The following is a 20408-nucleotide window of genomic DNA, read 5'->3' as shown; positions in this document are numbered from 1 at the left end:
GCCGAGCTCGCCTTTTCTGTCTGATGGGCGCTCGAAAGCGTAAAATCAACCGCCCGGCGGGGGTGCCAACACCTCTTGACACCGGTTACCATCAAATCTAGCAAGGCGGCAAGCCAGAAATCTCGAGCGAGGATGCTACCCATGTTTTCCAAGACCTATTACGCCACCCATCCCGTGATGATGGAGGAGGTGTCGAATGCGGAGTTGCGTGATCGCTACCTGATCCAGGACCTGTTCCGCACCGGCGAGTGCGTCCTCAACTACACCCACGCCGACCGCTTCGTGATCGGCGGGGTTGCCGTCGGCTCGGCGCCGGTCAAGCTGCCCGCACAGAGCGAGCCGCCGTCGGCGGCCGGGCACCCGTTCCTCGAACGCCGCGAACTGGCGATCATCAACGTGTCGTCGGTGGAAGGCACCGTCACCGTCGACGGCGAGAGCTTCACGCTCGGCAACAAGGATTGCCTCTATGTGACGATGGGCGCGACCGACGTCACCTTCGCGGGCGAAGGCGCGCGCTATTATCTGGCGTCGTGCCCGGCGCACAAGGCGTTTACCACGCGCAAGCTCGGCATCGCCGACGCCAATGCGCTCGACCGCGGCAGCCTCGCCGAATCGAACGAGCGCACGATCTACCAGCTCGTCATTCCGGGCGTGTGCGACAGCGCGCAGCTCGTGATGGGGCTGACCGTGCTCAAGGAAGGCAGCGTGTGGAACACGATGCCCCCGCACATCCACGAGCGCCGCAGCGAGATCTATTTCTATTTCGAGCTCGACAATGTCGACACCGACCGCGTGATGCACTTCATGGGCGAGGGCGAGGCGACGCGCCACATCGTGATGCAGAATGAGGAAGCGGTGATCAGCCCGCCCTGGTCGATCCACATGGGCGCGGGCACCAAATCCTATGCCTTCATCTGGGCGATGGCGGGCGAGAACCAGGATTATACCGACATGAACGTCCTCGACATCTGTCAGCTGTCGTAATGGCGGGTCTCTTCGATCTTTCGGGCAAGGTCGCGCTCGTCACCGGTGCCAACACCGGCATCGGGCAGGGGATTGCGCTCGCGCTCGCCGAGGCGGGGGCCGACATCGCCGCCGCCGGGCGCTCGCCTGCCGACGAGACCGTCGGCAAGGTGCGCGGGCTGGGGCGGAAGGGCGAAAATTTCGCCGCCGACCTGTCGAGCGTCGGCGCGGTGCAGCCGCTCGTCGATGCGGTGCTCGCCGAGTTCGGACGCATCGACATCCTCGTCAACAATGCCGGGATCATCCGCCGCGCCGACGCGGTCGACTTCACCGAAGAGGATTGGGATGCCGTCATGGACACCAACCTCAAGACGCTCTTCTTCCTTTGCCAGAGCGTCGGGCGTCACATGATCGCGCGCGGTTCGGGCAAGATCATCAACATCGCCTCGATGCTGACCTTTCAGGGCGGCATCCGCGTCCCGAGCTATACCGCGTCGAAATCGGGGGTCGGCGGGCTCACCAAGCTGCTCGCGAACGAATGGGCGGCGAAGGGCGTGCAGGTCAACGCGATCGCCCCGGGCTATATCGCGACGAACAACACCGCCGCGCTGCAAGGCGACGAGACGCGCAACCGCCAGATCATGGAACGCATCCCGGCGGGCCGCTGGGGCGACCCGAGCGACATCGGCGGCGCCGCGGTGTTCCTTGCGTCGAGCGCATCGGACTATGTGCAGGGCCATATCCTAGCCGTCGACGGCGGCTGGCTCGCGCGATAACAGGAAAGGCCACCCGCCGGCACGGGTAGGGTGAGCGGGGAGTGAGATGACCGAAGGCCGCCTTGTCTTTTTCGGCGAACTGCTGATCCGCCTGACCTCGCCGGGCAACGAGCTGCTGATGCAGTCGCCGTCGCTCGCGCTCCACGTCGGCGGCGCCGAGGCGAATGTCGCGATCGGGCTCGCGCATCTGGGCCATGACTGCGCGATGGTCAGCAAGATTCCTGCAAATGCTCTGGGTCGCGGAGCAGTGGCGGCGGTGCGCGGCGCAGGCGTCGATTGCGCCGCCGTCACGCCTTGTCCGGGCCGCATGGGCCTCTATTTCCTCAGCGTCGGCGCGGGGCTGCGCGCGTCGGAGATCGTCTACGACCGCGCCGGGTCGAGCTTCGCGGCGACGGGGCCGGAGGATTATGATTTCGACCGCCTTCTGGCGGGAGCGGGCCTGCTCCACCTGTCGGGGATCACGCCCGCGCTCGGGCCGCGTTCGGCGGAAGCCGCGCTGGCGGCGGCGCGCGCGGCAAAGCGGCTCGGCGTGCCGGTCAGCTTCGACGGCAATTACCGCGCCATGCTGTGGGAAGCGTGGGACAGCGATCCGCGCACGGTGCTGTCAGAACTGATCGGTAGCGCCGATATCCTCTTCGGCAACCACCGCGACCTGTCGCTGGTGCTGGGACAGGAATTCAGCGGCGAGGGCGAAGACCGGCGCCGCGAAGCCGCCGAGGCGGGTTTCGCCGCCTTTCCGGGTCTCAAGCTGATCGCCTCGACCGCACGCCATACGGTCACCGCCGACCATCATCGCATCGCCGCGCGGGTCGATCTGCGCGGGAGCGGCTACCAAACCCCCGAAATCGACGTTACCGGCATCGTCGATCGGATCGGCGCAGGCGATGCCTTTGCCGCCGGGGTGCTGCACGCACATCTTTCGGGCGGCGATGCCAGGGCGATGGCGGAAAGCGGCCTCGCGCTCACCTGCCTCAAACATTCGCTGCCGGGCGACGCGAGCCTTTTCGGGCAGGCCGACATCGACGCCTTCCACGGCGGCGGGCTGGATGTCCGGCGCTGACATGATCGGCCGCCGGGCGCTACTGGCAACCACCGGCGGCGCGCTTCTTTTGCCCATGCTTGCCCGCGCCGAGATTTTCACACCGGTCCATCATATCGGTGGGGTAAGCGCGTTCGACGGCACCTATCGTTCGGGCACATTCCGCAGTTTTGGCGACGGCCAGTCCTGGGCTTTCACGGGTATTCGCTATGGTCGTGCCGAGCGTTTTCGGGCGCCGGTAGCTGTGACGAAGGCCGAGCAGCTGCGGGGCGATGTCTTTGGTCCAGCCTGCCCCCAGACCGGCGAAACTTATCGGCCGCAGAGCGAGGATTGCCTTTTCCTCAATGTCTGGACGCCGGATATCGAGAAGCCCGCAAAGCGCCCGGTGATGGTCTATTTTCACGGCGGCGCCTATTCGACGGGCAGCGTCTCCGACGCGCTCAACGACGGGGCAGCGCTTGCGGCGCGTGGCGAGGTCGTCGTCGTGACCGTCAACCACCGGCTGAACGCGCTCGGCTATCTCTATCTCGCACGGCTCGACCCGCGTTTCCCCGACAGCGGTAATGCGGGGCAACTCGACCTGATCCTCGCGCTCAAATGGGTGCGGCGCAATATCGCGGCGTTCGGCGGCGATCCCGGCAATGTCACCCTCTTCGGCCAGTCGGGCGGCGGCGCGAAGATCGCGACCTTGATGGCGATGCCCGAAGCCAAGGGCCTCTTCCACAAGGCGATCACGATGAGCGGGCAGCAGGTCACCGCCTCGGGACCGCTCAACGCGACGAAGCGCGCGCAGGCATTCCTCGACAAATTGGGGCCGGGCGTCGATCCGGCGACCGCGCAGGTGGAGCAACTGGTCGCGGCGCTCTCGGCGGTCGATCCGATCCTCGGCGGCGGCGTCTATATGGGTCCGGTGCTCGATATGCAGCATCTGACGCGGCACCCTTTCTGGCCCGACGCTGCACCGCAGTCGCTCAATATTCCGATGATGCTCGGCAACACGGTGATGGAGACGCGAGCTTTCTATGCGCCGGCAGGCAGGCAATTGTCGGGGCTGACCTTTGACAATCTTGCCGCGCGTATCGCGCCCGAAATGCGGATCGATATCAGTCCCGAATGGGTGGTCGATCAGTTCCGGGCGCGTTACCCGAAGGCGGCGCCGATCGACTTGTTCCACCGCATCGTGACCTCGGCGCGAAGCTGGCGCGGGCAGGTCGAGGAGGCTGAGGCGCGCGCGCGCGCCGGTGCGCCCGCCTTCGTCTACCAGCTCGATTTCGAGAGTGCGAAACATACCGACGATATCGGACTCAGCTTTGGAACACTGTCCGATCCGACCCCCGCGCAGCAGGAAATGAGCGACCGGGTGAGAGATGCCTTCGTCCGTTTCGCCCGCACCGGCAATCCCGGTTGGCCTGCTTATGGCCTGGCGAAGCGGCAGACGATGGTCTTCGATAGCAAGAGCCGCGTCGAAAACGACCCGCGCCAGTGGGAACGCAAGCTCTTCGCGCGTGTGCCGTACATCCAGCCGGGCAGCTAGACCATCTTGTGTGCGCCGAGCCAGTTCCAGAGCAGCTCGGGCCAGATTGCCACGGGCAGCCCCGCGGTCTTCATCAGCCCGAAGCCATGCGCGCCGCGTTCGAAGAAATGCGCTTCGACCGGTGCCCCGACGGTCCGCGTCGCCGCGCGTAGCCGAACACTGTTCTCGACCTTCACGACATCGTCGTCCTCGGCGTGGAGCAGCCACAGCGGCGGCTGGCCGGCGCGGACATTGCGTTCGGGCGAATAGAGCCTCTCGCGCGCGGCATCGGGGTTGGCGCCGATCAATTTCTCGCGGCTCACCGCATGCGCGATCGCGGGGTCCATCGAGACGACGGGATAGATGGCAGCGAGCGCATCGGGGCGCGCGGGCAGCGTGTCGGCCGTATCGACGGGATCGTAAACCTTCGCATCGGAGCGTGTGAGCAGGCTGGTCGCAACCTGCCCGCCCGCCGAAAAGCCGCCGAAGACAACGCGCGCCGGATCGATGCCGTCCGTCTTGGCACGGCTACGCACCAGCCGCATCGCGCGCTGCGCGTCGGCGAGCGGGATGTCGGCGCCGTTCGCCCAGCCGTCGCCGGGCAGGCGATAGAAGAGCACATAGACGGTGACGCCGCGCGCCCGCAGCCAGCGCGCGAGCTCATAGCCTTCCTTGTCGATCACGACGTAGCGATAGCCGCCGCCGGGCGCGAGGATCACCGCCGCGCCATTGGGCTTTGCGGGGCGGAAAATGTCGAGGCGCGGGCGTATGATGCCCTGCAGCATCCGGTCGCTCGCGTCCGCGTCGTCGCTGCGCTGGACGACCGCTTCGACGAGTCCGGCGGGCGGCCGGACATGCCCCTCGGGCCAGAGCGCGATACTCGCATCGGGCGTCAGGCCCGCGGGGCGCGTCCACGCCTCTTTCGCAGCCGCGCTCGCGAAAGGCAGCGCGAGGCTGGCCGTCAGCAGTGCGCGGCGGCCCACGGTCATGGCGCGGGCGCCTTGTTCGGATAGGCGATGATCAGCACCAGCGGTTCGCTCCCCGTCTGGCGGATGCCGACCTTCGCGCCCTTGTAGAGCCACGCGGCGGTGCCGGCCTTCAGCGCTTTTTCCTCACCGTCCGAATGGACGACGCCGGTGCCCGAGAGGACATAATAAATCTCGTCATGGTCGATCGGATGGACGCCGATCGCCGCGCCGACGTGGAGCGCACGCTTGCGGAATTCGAAGCTGCGCGGGGCGGGGACCGCATCGCTGATCCGGTACGCCGTCGACAGGCCGATCGCGCCGTGCGGCGGCGCTTCTTCGCGCACCGTCGCGGCTTCGTCGATCACGACCATCGCCGGGGCGGTGCTGCCCGCGACGAGCAGCGCGAGCAACACGCTCATCGTCAGTTTCCGGTCCGCGACGCACGGTCGCGCGCCGACAGAGTCTCCTGCGGCAGCGGGGCGGTCTGGCCGGGGTAGGTGCCCGACCTGGGTTCCATCGTCGCGAGGTCCCATTCGCCCTCGACGAAGGGCGCGCGCACCTCCTTGACCTTGGGGTAGCCGCTGACTTCCTGCTCGTCGTCGATCACCGCGCCGCGTCCCTCGGCAACGAAAAAGAGCACGCGGATTTCTTCGCCGTCGCGCGCCCAGGGACGGGCGCCCGCGGTCGACAGCACCGAGGTTTCGACATCGCGCACCGGCAGGACTTTGTACCCGCCGACCGGGGCGAGCGGCGCCTTGGCGCGAATCAGCTTCGCCTTCGTCTCGCCATAGCGACCGAACTCGGGCAGCGGCGCACCGTGGCGGTCGACGTGGAGATTGTCCTTGCCATAATATTCGAGGTCGCCGTCGCCGCCGAGCATCAGGAAGGGCAGATCCTTGTCGGTGTCGTTGCCGCCGCGCATGACATTGCCGATCGCGGTGATTTGCCCCGTCACATAATCATGCCCGACCCATTCGAGGTTCATCAGGTTGTAATGCACCGCGCGGTGCTGCGGGTTGTAGATCAGGTTGTTGATCATCAGCGCCTGCCCGCCGCCCTTGATCAGCGGGTTGCGCTCGACATTATGCGCCCAGACATTGCGGTAGAAGACGATGCCCGTCGCATTGTCGTGGATCAGCGATCCCTTGCTGTGCTCGCCTTTCGGATGGCTCGCGTCGGCGAGACCCTCGGCGGCGAGATTGTTCGAAAAGGTGATGTTGTGGCTCGTGCCCTTGCGCCACTCATCGACCGTCTTGCCGGTGAAGCGCGGTCCCGACGCCGACATATTCTCGTCGATGCCCCACATCAGCGTGCAATGGTCGACGATGACATTATGCGCCGCGACGGTCGAGAAAGTGTCGGCTTCCCAGCCGCTGCGCTTCGGCTGGCCGTCGACGCCGGTGTAGATGCGCAGGTGGCGCATCACGACATCGTGGGTCTTCACGTCGATGCCGGTGCGGATCAGCGTGATGCCGGGTCCGGGCGCGGTCTGGCCCGCTATCGTCAGATAGGGATGTTTGATCTCGATCGTGTTGCGGCCCATGTCGATGACCCCGCCGACCTCGAACACAATGATGCGCGGTCCGGGGGTCTCGATCGCGGCCTTCAGCGACCCCGGGCCATCGGGTGCGAGGGTGGTGACGCGCAATATCTGGCCGCCGCGTCCGCCGGGGGTCTGCGCCGCCGGGCCGACCGCGCCGGGGAAAGCGAGCGCCGCCGCATCGGCCGCCATCGCCGTGCCCGATGACAGGGAAAGCACCAGAAAAAGCGCAGTTACCCAAGGCTTTTTGGCCATCCCGTCTCTCCTCATCATTGGGGTATTGACATGTTCGTCACAATCCGCAATCTTTCTGACACCGGTTACCCCAATCGGTCAACGAGAAAATATTTCCAAGGGAGAGGGTCTGATCCGGTTCGCTGCATTTAGACGGCGGCCGCCATCAACCTCTGAAAAATCGACGGACGAAACGGTTGGCGAAATCGTTTTGTCCAGCAAAGTAACCGGTGTCATTCCTTGCGCGAGCGGGGGCAACGGGGCGATAAGGGAGGATGATAATGGCTATTCATGCAGCGCGGGGCGTTCGCACTTTGACTTGGCTGGCGTGCGGAGCGTCGCTTGCCGTACTGGCGGTTTCGCCGGCCTATGCGCAGGACGCGGCACAAGGGGCAACGGACGAGGCGGTGGCCCCCGAAGGCGAGATCGTGGTGACGGGTTTTCGCGCCTCGCTCGACGCGGCGCTCAACGCGAAGCGCGCCGACGGCGGGATCGTCGACGTCATCAAGGCCGAGGATATCGGCAAATTTCCCGACACCAACCTCGCCGAATCGCTCCAGCGCATTCCGGGCGTCGTGATCGATCGCGACGCCGGTGAAGGCCGCTCGATCGTCGTCCGCGGCCTTGGGCAGGATTTCACCCGCATCCGCATCAACGGGATCGAGGCGCTCGCGACGACGGGCGGCACCGACAGTTCGGGCGGCGCGAACCGCTCGCGCGGCTTCGACTTCAACGTCTTCGCCTCCGAACTCTTCAATTCGATCACCGTGCGCAAGAGCGCGTCGGCGAATGTCGACGAAGGCTCGCTCGGCGCGACGGTCGACCTGCAGGCGGCGCGGCCGTTCGATTATAACGGCCTGCGCATCGCGGGGTCGATCAAGGGGCGTTACAACGACCTCAACGAAAAGATCGATCCGCGCGCCGCGCTGCTCATCTCGAACACCTTTGCCGACGGCCGCTTCGGCGTGCTCGTGTCGGCCGCCTATTCGAAGCGCCGCCTCAACGAAGAGGGCTTCAGCACGGTGCGCTGGGACAATGGCCCCTCGTCGCAGGGCTTTTGCGCCCCGATCGGACTGACCTCGCAGGGCACCAACGCGACGCAGGCGACGTGCGGCCCCGCTGCGCAAGGCGTCGCCCGCCTGCCGAACACCCCGGCGAATGTCGCCGCCTATAATGCGGCGAACGATCCCAATAATTTTCACCCCCGCCTGCCGCGCTACGGCCGCCTGACGCACGACCAGGACCGCCTCGGCGTCACCGCGTCGGTCCAGTGGGCGCCGTCGGACAATACGACGATCACCGCCGAATTCCTCTACGCGAAGCTGAAGGCGACGCGGCAGGAAGATTTCCTCGAGGCGATTTCGTTCAGCCGCAACGCGGCGCAGGGCGGCAAGCCGCAGACGAGCGTCGTCGAGGCGCAATATGACACCAACGGGGCGCTGCTCTATGGCGTCTATAATGGCGTCGATGTCCGCGCCGAATCGCGCTTCGACAAATTGTCGACGACCTTCACCCAGCCGACGCTGACGATCGAACATGCGTTCAGCGACAGCGTGCGGATCAACGCGCGCATCGGGCGCGCCGAATCGAAATTCCGCAACCCGATCCAGACGACGACGACGCTCGATGCGCTGAACGTCAACGGATATACGCTCGATTTCCGCGAAAGCGATCGCAAGCCGTTCATCGGTTACGGGTTCGACCCCACCAACCCGAACGGCGCGCTCCAGCTCGTCGGCGTGCCGGTGGTCACCTCGGGCACGCAGCCCGCGACGGTGCCGAACACGACGACCAGCGAAATCCGCATCCGGCCGCAGGGCGCGAACAACCGCAACGACGTCCTCCACGTCGACCTCGTGTGGGACATCGTTCCCGACGCGTTCAGCGTCAATATCGGCGGCGATTACAAGAAATATACGTTCGACACCTATGAATTCCGCCGCGTAAACCAGAATGACACGATCTTCGCGCCGGCGCCTGGCAGCAATCTCACGACGATGGTCGAGGGCTTCGGCAAGGGGCTCGGCATGCCCAATGGCTCGGTCACCAACTGGCTGATCCCCGACCTGAAGGCGATCGCCGCCGCCTATGACATTTATTGCAACTGCCTGAAGAGCGGACCCGCCGGCGGGCCGGGCGATTTCACCCTGTCGTCGATCACCAACGGCAATGCGCGCGGCAACAACCGCCGGATCGTCGAAAAGGACAAGTCGGGCTTCCTGATGTTCGACTTCAAACAGGATGTCCTCGGCATTCCGGTGCGCGGCAATTTCGGCGTGCGCTATGTCGAAACCGACGTCACTGCGCAGGGCTATCAGGCGGCGGGCGGCGGAACGCTCGTCACCGTCCAGAACAAATATGAGGACTGGCTGCCGTCGCTCAACCTGTCGGCGAACGTCACCGACGACCTGATCGTGCGTCTGGCCGCCGCAAGGGTGATGGCGCGCCCGCAGCTCGGCAATCTCAATCCGGGCGGTTCGATCACGACGACCGGCAACCTGTCGGTCACCGTCGGCAACCCGTTCCTCCAGCCGTTCCGCGCCAACACGCTCGACGCCAGCTTCGAATGGTATCACGGCAAGGGCGCGTTCATCGGGCTCGGGCTCTTCTACAAGGATATCGGCACCTATATCCAAAGCCTGCGGAACAATATTCCGTTCAACCAGACGGGTCTGCCGCTCAACCTGCTGCCGGCGAACTTCACCGGCGACGAAATCTTCCAGGTGACGACGCCGATCAACACCAGCGGCGGCCCGCTCAAGGGGTTCGAAATCAACGTGCAGCAGCCGTTCGATTTCCTGCCGGGCTTCCTGAAGCATTTCGGCATGACCGCGAACTACACGCGCGTGAAGTCGAAGATCGATTATCAGGTGTCGCCGACGAGCACGCAGATCATCCGCGACGACCTGCTCAACCTGTCGCCCGAATCATGGAACGCGACGCTCTATTATGACGATGGCAAGTTCAGCGCGCGCGGTTCGGTGGCCTATCGTTCGGCCTATCTGCAGCGCGTGCCGGGGCAGAACAACAATGACGTCGAGGGCAAGAACAGCACGCTCAACGTCGATGCGCAGCTGACCTACAAGATCAACGACGTCTTCGAACTCACGCTGGAAGGCGTGAACCTGACCGACGAATATAATGATCAGTTCATCAGCCGCGATCGCAACAGCGCGGTGGTCTATAGCCACACCGGACGCGAGTTCCTCGCCGGCGTGCGGTTCAAGTTCTGACCGGATGATCCGCGGTCCAAAGGGGGGAAGGGCGCAGCTCCTGGTCTGCGCCCTTCTTTTTTGCCCCGCCGCGACGCTCGCGGCACCCGAAGCCGACCCGCCGCTCGCCTTTGACGGCGCGGAAGGGGCGGGGCGTTTTGCCGCGGGCGGGCGCGGCGGGCAGACCCTGCGTGTGACCAATCTCGACGACGACGGGCCGGGTAGCCTGCGTCACGCGGTCGAACAGGATTTCCCGCGGATCATCGCCTTCGATGTCGCCGGCACAATCCGGCTCACGAAGGATCTGGTGATCCGCAACCCGCGCATCACGATCAGCGGGCTCGGCGCGCCCGCGGGCGGGATTGCGCTCGCCGACCACAGCCTGATCGTCAACGCCGACGATGTCGTCATCCGCTACATCCGTTCGCGGCTCGGCAGCCAGTCGGGCGAGGAGGGCGATGCGATTTCGATCGCCGGCGGGCGGCGCATCATCCTCGACCATGTCTCGGCGAGCTGGTCGGTCGACGAGACGCTGTCGGTGTCGGCGCGCTACGACCGGACACCGGGCATCTACGACGTCACCGTGCAATGGTCGATCATCTCCGAATCGCTGCGGCGTGCCGGGCACAGCAAGGGCGATCACGGCTATGGCAGCCTGATCCGCGGCGGCCGCGGGTCACGCTTCAGTTTCCGCCACAATCTGTGGGCGCACCATGTCCAGCGTATGCCACGTCCCGGCAATTACACGCCGGTCGCCGACGATCCCGAAGGCCCGTTGATCGAGTTCCGGTCGAACATCTTCTACAATTGGGGCGGCACCGCGTCGGGCTATAATGCCGACACCGACAGCGCGGCGACCTACGCCTTCATCGACAATTGCTACATCGCCGGACCCGACACGCAGGGTGCCTTCATCTTTCGCGAGGAAAACCCGAACGCAAAGAGCTGGTTTTCGGGCAACAGCCTGAACGGTGTCATCCCCGCCGATCAATGGAGCCTCGTCAAAGGCCTGCATAACCCGCTCGCGAAGCCGCCGGAGGTGGCCCCGGTGGCGTCCGACCCGGCTCCGAGCGGCTGCGCGGCGGTGCTCGCGCACAGCGGGGCGTCGCAGCCGCGCGATGCGGTCGACGCGCGCGTCGTCGCCGATGTCGCCGCGCGGCGCGGCCGAATCATCGATACCGAAGCAGCGGTGGGCGGCTGGCCCGACCTCACGCGGAAGCCCTAAAGCGTCACGCCCGATTTCCAGATCGCGATGTCGCGCTCTTCGTTGCGTTCGGCCCTCGTCGCCTCGCCCGAAGCGGTCGCGGCGATCAGGTCGAGCAGCGCGCCGGCGGCGGGTTCGAAACCCGCGTCGAGCACCTGCCCCGCGTCGAAGTCGATCCACCCGGCCTTGCGCGCGGCGAGCGCGCTGTTCGATGCGATCTTCAGCGTCGGCGCGGGGAAGCCGAGCGGGGTGCCGCGGCCGGTGGTGAAGAGGATGATCGTCGCCCCCGCCGCGGTCAGCGCGGTCGACGAGACCGCATCATTGCCGGGCGCCTCGAGCAGGGTCAGCCCGGGAAGCGTCGCCTCGCCGCCATAGCGGCGGACATCGACGACGGGTACCTTGCCGCCCTTCTGCACCGCGCCGAGCGATTTTTCCTCGAGCGTCGTGATCCCGCCAGCGATGTTGCCGGGCGAGGGGTTTTCGCTCACCGGCTCGCCGTTGCGGATGAAATAGTCCTTGAAATCCTGCACCAGCCGGACGGTTTCGTCGAAAATCTCGCGCGATACCGCGCGGTCCATCAGCACCTGCTCGGCGCCGAAGATCTCCGGGATCTCGGTCAGTACGACCTTGCCGCCCGCCGCCGCGACCGCATCGGCCATGCGCCCGACGAGCGGATTGGCGGTCAGCCCCGACAGGCCGTCGGACCCGCCGCATTTCACCCCCAGCACCAGCGCGGACAGCGGCACTTCGCTCCGCGGCGTCGCGGCGCAGCCGTCGACCAGTTCGTCGACGAGCGCGAGGCACGCTGTCTCGTCGTCCTCGACCGCCTGCGCCGACAGCGTGCGGATATGCGCGCGGCGGTCGGGCGGGATCAGGTCGAGCAGCGCGCCGAGCTGATTGCTCTCGCAGCCCAATCCGACGATCAGCACCCCGCCGGCGTTGGGATGCTGCGCGAGCGCGGCGAGCAAGGCCCGCGTATGGCCGAGGTCGTCGCCGAGCTGCGAGCAGCCGAAGGGATGCTTGAAGGCATGGACGCCATCGATGCGCCCGGCGTGGCGCGCCCCTGCGATCCGCGCGACACGCGCGGCGAGGTTGCCGACGCAGCCGACGGTCGGGAGGATCCATATCTCGTTGCGCGTGCCGACGCGCCCGTCGGGGCGGGCATAGCCGCGAAAGGTCGGCGGCGTTTCGGTATCGGGAGGCGTTTCGCTCGCGCCGCGCGCATAGCGATAATCGCCATCGCTACCGAGCGCGGTCGCGAGATTATGGCTGTGGACATGGTCACCGGGCGCGATGTCGGCGGTCGCGATCCCGATCGGGAAGCCATATTTGATCACCGCTTCGCCGTGCGCGATCGGTGCGAGGGCCATCTTGTGTCCGCGCCCGATGGCTACGGCGGCGCGGATGTCCGGATTCGCGAACGGGGCGTCGCCGGCGGCCATGTCGGCGATCGCGGTCGCGACATTGTCGGCGTCATGGACGCGGATCGCACGGATTCGGCTGTTACCAGTCATCGCTGCTCAGCCGCGCCCGGCGCTGCGGGACAATTTGTCATACATCCGATATTCGCTTGCCTTTGACACCGGTGTCTCTTACACCGCTTCGCGGAAGAGGGAAATGAGAAAGATGCTGGCGACAAGCGATCAAGAGAATGTGGCGCGCGCACTAATCGACGCGCGTGCGGGAAAGACACCGCTTACCGTCTATCCCGGCGCGATGCCGCAGACGATGGCCGAGGCCTATGCGATCCAGGATCGCGCGATCGCGCTCGACGGGCGCCGCGTCGGCGGATGGAAGGTCGGACGAATCGCGTCCGAACTCGTCGATCGTTATGGCGGCAACCGCCTCACCGGCCCGATCTTCGCCGACGAAATCTTCGAGGGTGCCGTCAATCCGGCGATGCCCGTCTATACCGACGGATTTGCCGCCGCCGAGGCCGAGGTGCTGCTCTGCTTCGGCGAGGTCGGCACGCGCGATTATGACGTCGACAGCGTCAAGGATTGCATCACCGACGTTCGCACGGGCATCGAAATCGCAAGCTCGCCCTTTCCCGAAATCAACCGCCATGGTCCCGCGGTCACTGCGTCGGACTATGGAAATAACAAGGGGTTGATCCTCGGCCCGTCGATCGCCGACTGGCGCGATGCCGACCTGATCCGCATGCCGGTCGAAATGGCGATCGACGGCGAGACGGTCGGCGCGGCGACGATGGAGAATATGCTCGATGGCCCCTTCGGCTCGGCGCTGTTCCTGATCGGCATATTGCGCACGCGCGGCATCGCGATCCCGCCCGGGACCTGGGTGTCGGCCGGCGCGATCACCGGTATTCATGAAATCAGGCCCGGCCAGCGTGCCGAAGCGCTGTTCGACGGAAAAATCCGCGTCGGTTGCTCGATCAAAAGCTATTAAGACAACATAACGGGAGAGGTTTATGGCACAGGCATTCGCGGACGGGGTGACGGCGGCGCCGGTGCCACGGTCCGGCCGTTACCGCTGGCTGATCGTCGCGGTGCTGTTCGCCGCGACCACGGTCAATTATATCGATCGCACCATGCTCGGCCTGCTCGCGCCGACGCTCGGCACCGAGCTCGGGTGGAGCGAGAATGACTATGGCAACATCGTCACCGCTTTTCAGGCCGCCTATGCGCTAGGCTTCCTGCTCATGGGCTGGCTGATCGACCGTTTCGGGCCGAAGGTCGGTTACGCGATCGCGATCAGCATCTGGACCGTCGGCCATGTCGCGCACGGTTTCGCCTCGTCGGTCGTCTCCTTCATGATGGCGCGCGTCGTCCTTGGTGTGGGCGAGGCAGGGCATTTCCCGTCGGTCGTCCGCGCATCGAGCGAATGGTTCCCGCAAAAGGAACGCTCCTACGCGATCGGCTGGGTCAACAGCGCGACGACGATCGGCGTTATCCTGACCGCGCCGACGATCTGGCTGTTCATGGTCTGGATGGGTTTCGACTGGCGCCAGACCTTCATCTACACTGGCGTTTTCGGCGTCGTCCTGCTGCTGCTCTGGCTCTGGCTTTACAGCAACCCGCGCGAGAGCGGGAAGGTCAGCGAGGCCGAGCTTGCGTGGATCGAACATGATCCGCCCGAAAAGATCGAGCGTCTCGGCTGGGGCGCCATCGTCACCAAGCGCGAAGCGTGGGCCTATGCGAGCGGCAAGTTCCTGACCGATCCCGTCTGGTTCCTCATGCTCTTCTGGCTGCCCAAATATTTCAGCACCACCTACAATGTCGACCTCAAGGTCGTGCTGCTCCCGATGATCATCATGTATCTGCTCTCCGACGTCGGCAGCATCCTCGGCGGCTGGGTATCGTCGAAGCTGATCCAGACCGGGCGCAGCGTCAATTTCGCGCGCAAGGCGACGATGCTCGGCGCGGGCTGCTGTGTGCTGCCCCTGCTCTTTGTCTCGGGACTCGACAATATGTGGCTCGCGGTCGTGCTGATCGGCATCGCGCTCGCGGGGCATCAGGCCTTTTCGTCGACGATCCTGTCGATCCCGCCCGACATGTTCCCGAAGCGCGCCGTGGGGTCGGTGATCGGGCTTGGCGGTTTTGCGGGCGGCGTCGGCGGCATGATCATGGCGAAGTCGACCGGGCTCGTGCTCGATGCGACGGGTGGCAATTACACGATCATCTTCGCCGCCTGCACGGTGGTCTATTTCCTCGCCGTGCTGGCGATCCACCTCCTCAGCCCGCGCCTCGCGCCCGTGACCGTCGAAAGCAAGGCCTGATCCCATGCCGCGTCCGCTGCAGCTCTCCCCCGATCGTCTCTTTCCGTCCGACCCGGCGCAGCGCGACATCGCGCGCCGGCTGTACAAAGAGGTGGCGGGGCTGCCGATCATCAGCCCGCACGGGCACACCGACCCGAGCTGGTTCGCAGGCAATGCCCATTTCGGCAACGCGGCGGAGCTCTTGCTCCACCCCGACCATTATGTGTTCCGGATGCTCTATTCGCAGGGCATCTCGCTGGATGCGCTGGGTATCCGGAACCGGGACGCCGACCCGCGCGAAAGCTGGCGGCTGTTCGCGCAAAACTATCACCTCTTCCGCGGCACCCCGTCGCGGATGTGGATGGATTGGGTGTTTGCCGAGGCGTTCGGGTTCGACGTGCAATTCTCCGCCGAGACCTCCGACCTCTATTACGACCGCATCACCGAGGCGCTGGCGACCGATGCTTTCCGGCCGCGCGCGCTGTTCGACCGCTACCGCATCGAAGTGATCGCGACGACCGAAAGCCCGATCGACACGCTCGATCACCACGCCGTCATTCGCGCCGCGAATGAAAGCGGCGAGTGGGGCGGGCGGGTGATCACCGCCTATCGCCCCGACCCGGTCGTCGACCCGGAGTATGAGGGCTTTCGCGACAACCTCGCACGTTTCTCCGACCTGTCGGGCGAGGATGCGTTCAGCTACACGGGCTATCTCGCCGCGCACCGCACCCGCCGCGCTTTCTTCGCCGAAATGGGCGCGACCTCGACCGATCATGGCCATCCGACCGCGGCGACCGCCGACCTTTCGGACGCAGAGGCGGAAGCGCTGTTCGCACGCGTTACGGGAACGGATGTGAGCGCCGCCGATGCCGAATTGTTCCGCGCGCATATGCTGACCGTGATGGCGGGGATGAGCCTTGACGACGGCCTCGTCATGCAAATCCATCCCGGGGCGTTCCGCAACCATAATCCGTGGCTGTTCACCCATTATGGCCGCGACAAGGGCGCCGATATCCCGACCGCGACCGACTATGTCCACGCGCTGCGCCCGCTGCTCGGCAAATATGGCAATGAAGCGGCGCTGACGATCATTCTCTTCACGCTCGACGAGACGAGCTATGCGCGCGAACTCGCGCCGCTCGCGGGCCATTATCCGGCGCTGAAGCTCGGCCCCGCCTGGTGGTTCCACGACAGTCCGGAAGGGATGCGGCGTTTCCGCAGCCAGGTCACCGAGACCGCGGGCTTCTACAACACCGTCGGCTTCAACGACGACACGCGCGCCTTCCTGTCGATCCCCGCGCGCCACGACGTCGCGCGGCGTATCGACTGCGGCTTCCTTGCCCAGCTCGTCGCCGAACATCGGATGGAAGAGTGGGAAGCCGCCGAACTCGCGGCCGACCTCAGCTACAATCTCGCCAAGGCGGCCTACAAGCTGTGAGATTGTCCGCAGACATGCCGCTCCCGGTGTCGGTGCAGGCGCCGGCCTATGATCGCGCGGCGCAGGCGGCGGGCATCGTCCATATCGGCATCGGCGCCTTCCACCGCGCGCATCAGGCGGTCTACACCGACGATGCGATGGGCGCGGGCGACTGCGACTGGGGCATCGTCGGCGTGTCGCTCCGCTCGGGCGACGTCGCGGCACAACTGAACCCGCAGGACGGACTCTATACGGTCAGCACGCGCAGCGCGGGGGGCAGTGAATTGCGGCTGATCGGTGCGGTGCAGAAGGTGCTCGTCGCGGCCGACGACCCGCAAGCGGTGATCGACGCCATCGCCGCGCCGGCGACGCATATCGTCAGCTTCACGGTCACAGAGAAGGGCTATTTGCGCCGCGCCGACGGCTCGCTTGATCTTGCCGCGGCCACCGAGCTGTCGAGCCTCTATCGCTTCGTCGGGGCCGCGCTCGCGGTGCGCAAGGCAGCGGGGCTTTGCGGACTGACTTTGCTCAGCTGCGATAATCTCGCGAACAACGGCTCGGTTCTGCGCCGGCTGATGCGCGAATATCTTGCATCCGAACATCCCGACCTGGTGGACTGGTTCGACGGCGAATGCCGATGCCCCGCGACGATGATCGACCGCATCGTCCCCGCGACGACCGACGCCGACCGCGCTGCGGTCGAAGCCACGCTCGGCGCGCGCGACGAGGGGGCGGTGGTTACCGAAGGCTTCAGCCAGTGGGTGATCGAGGATGATTTCGCGGGACCGCGCCCGCGCTGGGAGGCCGTCGGCGCCGAACTGGTCGCCGACGTCGTGCCTTATGAGACCGCGAAGCTTAGGATGCTCAACGGCGCGCATTCGGCGCTCGCTTATATCGGCCTCGGCGGCGGGCATGAATTCGTGCATCAGGCGATTGCCGATCCCGCTATCCGTCCGGCCATCGAAAGGTTGATGCGCAACGAAGCGGCGCCGACGATCGACGCCGCGCCGGGGCAGGATCTTGGTGCCTATGCCGACGCCCTGCTCGCCCGTTTCGCCAATCCGGCGCTCCACCACCGCCTGGTCCAGATCGCGATGGACGGCAGCCAGAAGATTCCGCAGCGCTGGCTCGAAACGCTGGCGTGGCATCAGGCGCGTGGGCATCGCTGCCCGTCGCTCGAAGCCGCGATTGCGGCATGGATCGCCTTCTTGCGCAGCGACCATCCGATCGACGACCCGCTCGCGGACCGGCTGCGCGAAGCTGCGGCTGGCCCCGATGCAATCGAAAGACTGTTCGGCGACGGCGGCCTGATCGCTTCCGACTGGCGCCCTGTCTAAGCCGGAACCAGCAAACCCCGGCTTTCGCGCACCTCGGCATCAAGCCAGTCGATGAACGCCCGGATGCGCGGCTGCGGTGCGACGTCGCGGTGGAGCGCGAGCCAGAAAGCGCGCGCGATCGCCTGTTCGGGCCGCACGCGCACCAGCGCGGGATCGCCTGCCGCGAGGAAGCAGGGGAGGACGCCGACACCCGCGCCGCCCGCGATCATCCGCCGCTGCGCGAGGATCGAGGATGAGCGCACCGTCGCGCGCAGCCCCGGCTCGATCTCCCCCAGATAGTCGAGTTCGGGGGCGTAGAGGATGTCGGGCATATAGCCGATGACAGGGATTCCCGTGCGCGACAGCGGCGCGGCGGCGACCGCATCCTGCCAGTCGGGCCGGTCGGCGGGGGCATAAATGCCGAGGCTGTAATCGGACAGCTTGCGCGTGATCAGCGGGCCTTTTCTGGGCCGCGCGAGCAGCACCGCCATGTCGGCCTCGCGCCGCGACGGATTGAGGAAACCCGACGAGGCGACAAGGTCGATTTCGAGTTCGGGATGCGCGGCGACGAACCCCGCCAGCCGCGGCGCGATGAAGCTGTTGCCGAATCCTTCCGACACGCTGACGCGGAGTTGCCCCGACAGCGACGACGCATCTTCGCGCGCCGAGTGGATGCGTGCGGCGGCGGCGGCCATCGCTTCGGCGTGCGGGACGAGCGCCCGACCCGCCGCGGTCAGCACGAAGCCAGACGGTGCACGTTCGAACAGGGTCTGGCCGAGCGCGGTTTCCAATGCGCTCACCTGCCGGCTGACGGTTGTCGCGTCGACGTGCAGCGCCGCGCTGGCACGCGCGAGCGTGCCGTGGCGCGCGACGAACAGGAAATATTGCAGTCTGTCCCAGTCCATGAGCTGCAAATATGCAGGATATCCCTGCAAGTCTATCCCTTGCAATCGCCCCGTAACTCGGCTGTGGCAGCGGCAACATCTTATGGGAGACTCGAATATGCGACAGATCGACCATCACATCGTCGGCGGCGCCGGCGGCAGCGCCCGCCAGGGCGACGTCTTCGACCCCAACAGCGGCGGCATACAGGCGCAGGTCGCGCTCGGCGATGCGGCGCTCCTCGAGCGCGCAGTCGCCGCAGCGAAGAAGGCGCAGCCCGCCTGGGCCGCCACCAACCCGCAGCGCCGCGCGCGCGTGATGTTCGAATTCAAGCGCCTCGTCGAAGCGAATATGGATGAACTCGCGCACCTGCTGTCGAGCGAGCATGGCAAGGTGATCGCCGATTCGAAGGGCGACATCCAGCGCGGCCTCGAAGTCATCGAATTCTGCTGCGGCATCCCGCATGTGCTGAAGGGTGAATATACGCAGGGCGCGGGCCCCGGCATCGACGTCTATTCGATGCGCCAGCCGATCGGCATCGGGGCAGGCATCACCCCGTTCAACTTCCCCGCGATGATCCCGCTGTGGATGTCGGGGGTCGCGATCGCGACGGGCAACGCCTTCATCATCAAGCCGAGCGAGCGTGACCCGTCGGTTCCCGTCCGCCTCGCCGAACTCTTCCTCGAAGCCGGCCTGCCCGAAGGCATCTGCCAGGTCGTCCATGGCGACAAGGAAATGGTCGACGCGATCCTCGACCATCCCGACATCGGCGCGGTCAGCTTCGTCGGATCGTCGGACATCGCGCATTATGTCTACAACCGCGGCGTCGCGAACGGAAAGCGCGTGCAGGCGATGGGCGGCGCGAAGAACCATGGCATCGTCATGCCCGACGCCGACCTCGACCAGGTCGTCAACGACCTCACCGGCGCCGCCTTCGGGTCGGCGGGCGAGCGTTGCATGGCGCTGCCTGTCGTCGTCCCCGTCGGCGACGAAACCGCCGAGCGGCTGCGTGAAAAGCTCATCCCCGCGATCGCGGCGCTGCGCGTCGGCGTCTCGACCGATGCCGAGGCGCATTACGGCCCGGTGGTGACGCAGGCGCACAAGGAGAAGGTCGAAGGCTGGATCCAGAAATGCGCCGACGAAGGCGCCGAGCTGGTCGTCGACGGCCGCGGCTTCGCGCTTCAGGGCCACGAAAAGGGTTTCTTCATCGGCCCGACCCTGTTCGACCATGTCACCACCGACATGGAATCGTACAAGGAAGAAATCTTCGGCCCCGTGCTGCAGATCGTCCGCGCCCCCGATTTCGAAACCGCGCTCGAACTGCCGAGTAAGCATCAATATGGCAATGGCGTCGCGATCTTCACGCGCAACGGCCACGCCGCGCGCGAATTCGCCGCGCGCGTCAATGTCGGCATGGTCGGCATCAACGTGCCGATCCCGGTCCCCGTCGCCTATCATAGCTTCGGCGGCTGGAAGCGTTCGGCGTTCGGCGACACCAACCAGCACGGCATGGAAGGCGTGAAGTTCTGGACCAAGGTCAAGACGATCACCCAGCGCTGGCCCGACGGTTCGCCCGACGGGGGCAACGCGTTCGTCATCCCCACGATGGGCTGACGCCGCCTTGCT

General features: G+C 65.9%; 16 protein-coding genes. 11 read left to right on the top strand and 5 right to left on the bottom strand.

Annotation, left to right across the window (positions count from 1 at the left end):
- Positions 1-141 precede the first annotated feature (141 nt).
- From kduI to VGN62_RS17660, 4 genes are read left to right on the top strand one after another with little or no spacing between them, the layout of a single operon-like run.
- Complete coding sequence (gene kduI, locus VGN62_RS17675; RefSeq protein WP_327456316.1) at positions 142-984, top strand: 5-dehydro-4-deoxy-D-glucuronate isomerase; 843 nt, start codon at positions 142-144, stop codon at positions 982-984.
- Positions 984-1739, top strand: a complete 756-nt coding sequence (gene kduD / locus VGN62_RS17670) for a 2-dehydro-3-deoxy-D-gluconate 5-dehydrogenase KduD (RefSeq protein WP_327456314.1) — start codon at positions 984-986, stop codon at positions 1737-1739. Before kduI ends, kduD begins: the two co-directional genes overlap by 1 nt.
- Positions 1740-1785: 46 nt before the next feature.
- Positions 1786-2799 carry a sugar kinase gene (locus tag VGN62_RS17665; RefSeq protein WP_327456312.1) on the top strand — a complete coding sequence of 338 codons (1014 nt, stop codon included), beginning with the start codon at positions 1786-1788 and terminating at the stop codon, positions 2797-2799.
- Positions 2786-4312, top strand: coding sequence for a carboxylesterase/lipase family protein (locus VGN62_RS17660; RefSeq protein ID WP_327456310.1), 1527 nt, complete (start codon positions 2786-2788; stop codon positions 4310-4312). The genes VGN62_RS17665 and VGN62_RS17660 overlap by 14 nt, the downstream gene beginning before the upstream one ends.
- Here the strand turns inward: VGN62_RS17660 and VGN62_RS17655 are convergent.
- From VGN62_RS17655 to VGN62_RS17645, 3 genes are read right to left on the bottom strand one after another with little or no spacing between them, the layout of a single operon-like run.
- A complete protein-coding gene (locus VGN62_RS17655; protein ID WP_327456308.1) occupies positions 4309-5280 on the bottom strand; it encodes an alpha/beta hydrolase in 972 nt (323 codons plus the stop codon). The genes VGN62_RS17660 and VGN62_RS17655 overlap by 4 nt on opposite strands.
- Positions 5277-5678 carry a cupin domain-containing protein gene (locus tag VGN62_RS17650; protein WP_327456306.1) on the bottom strand — a complete coding sequence of 134 codons (402 nt, stop codon included), beginning with the start codon at positions 5676-5678 and terminating at the stop codon, positions 5277-5279. Before VGN62_RS17650 ends, VGN62_RS17655 begins: the two co-directional genes overlap by 4 nt.
- A gap of 2 nt (positions 5679-5680) precedes the next feature.
- The gene (locus VGN62_RS17645) at positions 5681-6991 is read right to left on the bottom strand and encodes a pectate lyase family protein (RefSeq protein WP_414713304.1); all 1311 of its coding nucleotides are present in this window, start codon (positions 6989-6991) and stop codon (positions 5681-5683) included.
- A 323-nt stretch (positions 6992-7314) separates the two neighbouring features.
- Here VGN62_RS17645 and VGN62_RS17640 point away from each other — a divergent pair, with 323 nt between their 5' ends.
- Together VGN62_RS17640 and VGN62_RS17635 are read left to right on the top strand one after the other, a co-directional pair.
- The gene (locus tag VGN62_RS17640) at positions 7315-10266 is read left to right on the top strand and encodes a TonB-dependent receptor (RefSeq protein ID WP_327456302.1); all 2952 of its coding nucleotides are present in this window, start codon (positions 7315-7317) and stop codon (positions 10264-10266) included.
- Positions 10267-10270: 4 nt separating this feature from the next.
- Positions 10271-11470, top strand: a complete 1200-nt coding sequence (locus VGN62_RS17635; RefSeq protein WP_327456300.1) for a pectate lyase — start codon at positions 10271-10273, stop codon at positions 11468-11470.
- Here VGN62_RS17635 and VGN62_RS17630 read toward each other — a convergent pair.
- Positions 11467-12963 carry an altronate dehydratase family protein gene (locus VGN62_RS17630; RefSeq protein WP_327456299.1) on the bottom strand — a complete coding sequence of 499 codons (1497 nt, stop codon included), beginning with the start codon at positions 12961-12963 and terminating at the stop codon, positions 11467-11469. The genes VGN62_RS17635 and VGN62_RS17630 overlap by 4 nt on opposite strands.
- 103 nt (positions 12964-13066) lie before the next feature.
- Here VGN62_RS17630 and VGN62_RS17625 point away from each other — a divergent pair, with 103 nt between their 5' ends.
- The 4 genes from VGN62_RS17625 to VGN62_RS17610 are packed head-to-tail and all read left to right on the top strand — an operon-like array spanning position 13067 to position 17921.
- Positions 13067-13858, top strand: coding sequence for a 2-keto-4-pentenoate hydratase (locus VGN62_RS17625; RefSeq protein ID WP_327456297.1), 792 nt, complete (start codon positions 13067-13069; stop codon positions 13856-13858).
- A gap of 22 nt (positions 13859-13880) precedes the next feature.
- Positions 13881-15188 (top strand): MFS transporter, encoded by a 1308-nt coding sequence (locus VGN62_RS17620; protein ID WP_327456295.1) that lies wholly within the window; start codon positions 13881-13883, stop codon positions 15186-15188.
- 4 nt (positions 15189-15192) lie between these two features.
- A complete protein-coding gene (uxaC, locus tag VGN62_RS17615; RefSeq protein ID WP_327456293.1) occupies positions 15193-16605 on the top strand; it encodes a glucuronate isomerase in 1413 nt (470 codons plus the stop codon).
- Entirely contained in the window at positions 16602-17921 is a 1320-nt protein-coding gene (locus tag VGN62_RS17610) for a mannitol dehydrogenase family protein (RefSeq protein WP_327456291.1), read from the top strand. Before uxaC ends, VGN62_RS17610 begins: the two co-directional genes overlap by 4 nt.
- Here VGN62_RS17610 and VGN62_RS17605 read toward each other — a convergent pair.
- Complete coding sequence (locus VGN62_RS17605) at positions 17918-18805, bottom strand: LysR family transcriptional regulator (protein ID WP_327457011.1); 888 nt, start codon at positions 18803-18805, stop codon at positions 17918-17920. The two genes, VGN62_RS17610 and VGN62_RS17605, sit on opposite strands and share 4 nt — an antisense overlap.
- A 97-nt stretch (positions 18806-18902) precedes the next feature.
- Here VGN62_RS17605 and VGN62_RS17600 point away from each other — a divergent pair, with 97 nt between their 5' ends.
- The gene (locus VGN62_RS17600; protein ID WP_327456289.1) at positions 18903-20396 is read left to right on the top strand and encodes a CoA-acylating methylmalonate-semialdehyde dehydrogenase; all 1494 of its coding nucleotides are present in this window, start codon (positions 18903-18905) and stop codon (positions 20394-20396) included.
- Positions 20397-20408 lie beyond the last annotated feature (12 nt).

It is taken from the genome of Sphingopyxis sp. (assembly GCF_035998905.1).
Taxonomy (GTDB): Bacteria; Pseudomonadota; Alphaproteobacteria; order Sphingomonadales; family Sphingomonadaceae; genus Sphingopyxis.
Note: the sequence above shows the minus strand (reverse complement) of the source record. Positions and strands in the feature narration are given on the sequence as shown.

Bases quoted from the DNA above. Each gene is read 5' to 3' on its own strand.
- kduD (WP_327456314.1), top strand. From the start codon at position 984: ATGGCGGGTCTCTTCGATCTTTCGGGCAAGGTCGCGCTCGTCACCGGT.
- VGN62_RS17645 (WP_414713304.1), bottom strand. From the start codon at position 6,991: ATGGCGGCCGATGCGGCGGCGCTCGCTTTCCCCGGCGCGGTCGGCCCG.
- kduI (WP_327456316.1), top strand. From the start codon at position 142: ATGTTTTCCAAGACCTATTACGCCACCCATCCCGTGATGATGGAGGAG.
- VGN62_RS17620 (WP_327456295.1), top strand. From the start codon at position 13,881: ATGGCACAGGCATTCGCGGACGGGGTGACGGCGGCGCCGGTGCCACGG.
- VGN62_RS17605 (WP_327457011.1), bottom strand. From the start codon at position 18,805: ATGGACTGGGACAGACTGCAATATTTCCTGTTCGTCGCGCGCCACGGC.
- VGN62_RS17600 (WP_327456289.1), top strand. From the start codon at position 18,903: ATGCGACAGATCGACCATCACATCGTCGGCGGCGCCGGCGGCAGCGCC.
- VGN62_RS17630 (WP_327456299.1), bottom strand. From the start codon at position 12,963: ATGACTGGTAACAGCCGAATCCGTGCGATCCGCGTCCATGACGCCGAC.
- uxaC (WP_327456293.1), top strand. From the start codon at position 15,193: ATGCCGCGTCCGCTGCAGCTCTCCCCCGATCGTCTCTTTCCGTCCGAC.
- VGN62_RS17665 (WP_327456312.1), top strand. From the start codon at position 1,786: ATGACCGAAGGCCGCCTTGTCTTTTTCGGCGAACTGCTGATCCGCCTG.
- VGN62_RS17655 (WP_327456308.1), bottom strand. From the start codon at position 5,280: ATGACCGTGGGCCGCCGCGCACTGCTGACGGCCAGCCTCGCGCTGCCT.
- VGN62_RS17650 (WP_327456306.1), bottom strand. From the start codon at position 5,678: ATGAGCGTGTTGCTCGCGCTGCTCGTCGCGGGCAGCACCGCCCCGGCG.
- VGN62_RS17640 (WP_327456302.1), top strand. From the start codon at position 7,315: ATGGCTATTCATGCAGCGCGGGGCGTTCGCACTTTGACTTGGCTGGCG.
- VGN62_RS17660 (WP_327456310.1), top strand. From the start codon at position 2,786: ATGTCCGGCGCTGACATGATCGGCCGCCGGGCGCTACTGGCAACCACC.
- VGN62_RS17625 (WP_327456297.1), top strand. From the start codon at position 13,067: ATGAGAAAGATGCTGGCGACAAGCGATCAAGAGAATGTGGCGCGCGCA.
- VGN62_RS17635 (WP_327456300.1), top strand. From the start codon at position 10,271: ATGATCCGCGGTCCAAAGGGGGGAAGGGCGCAGCTCCTGGTCTGCGCC.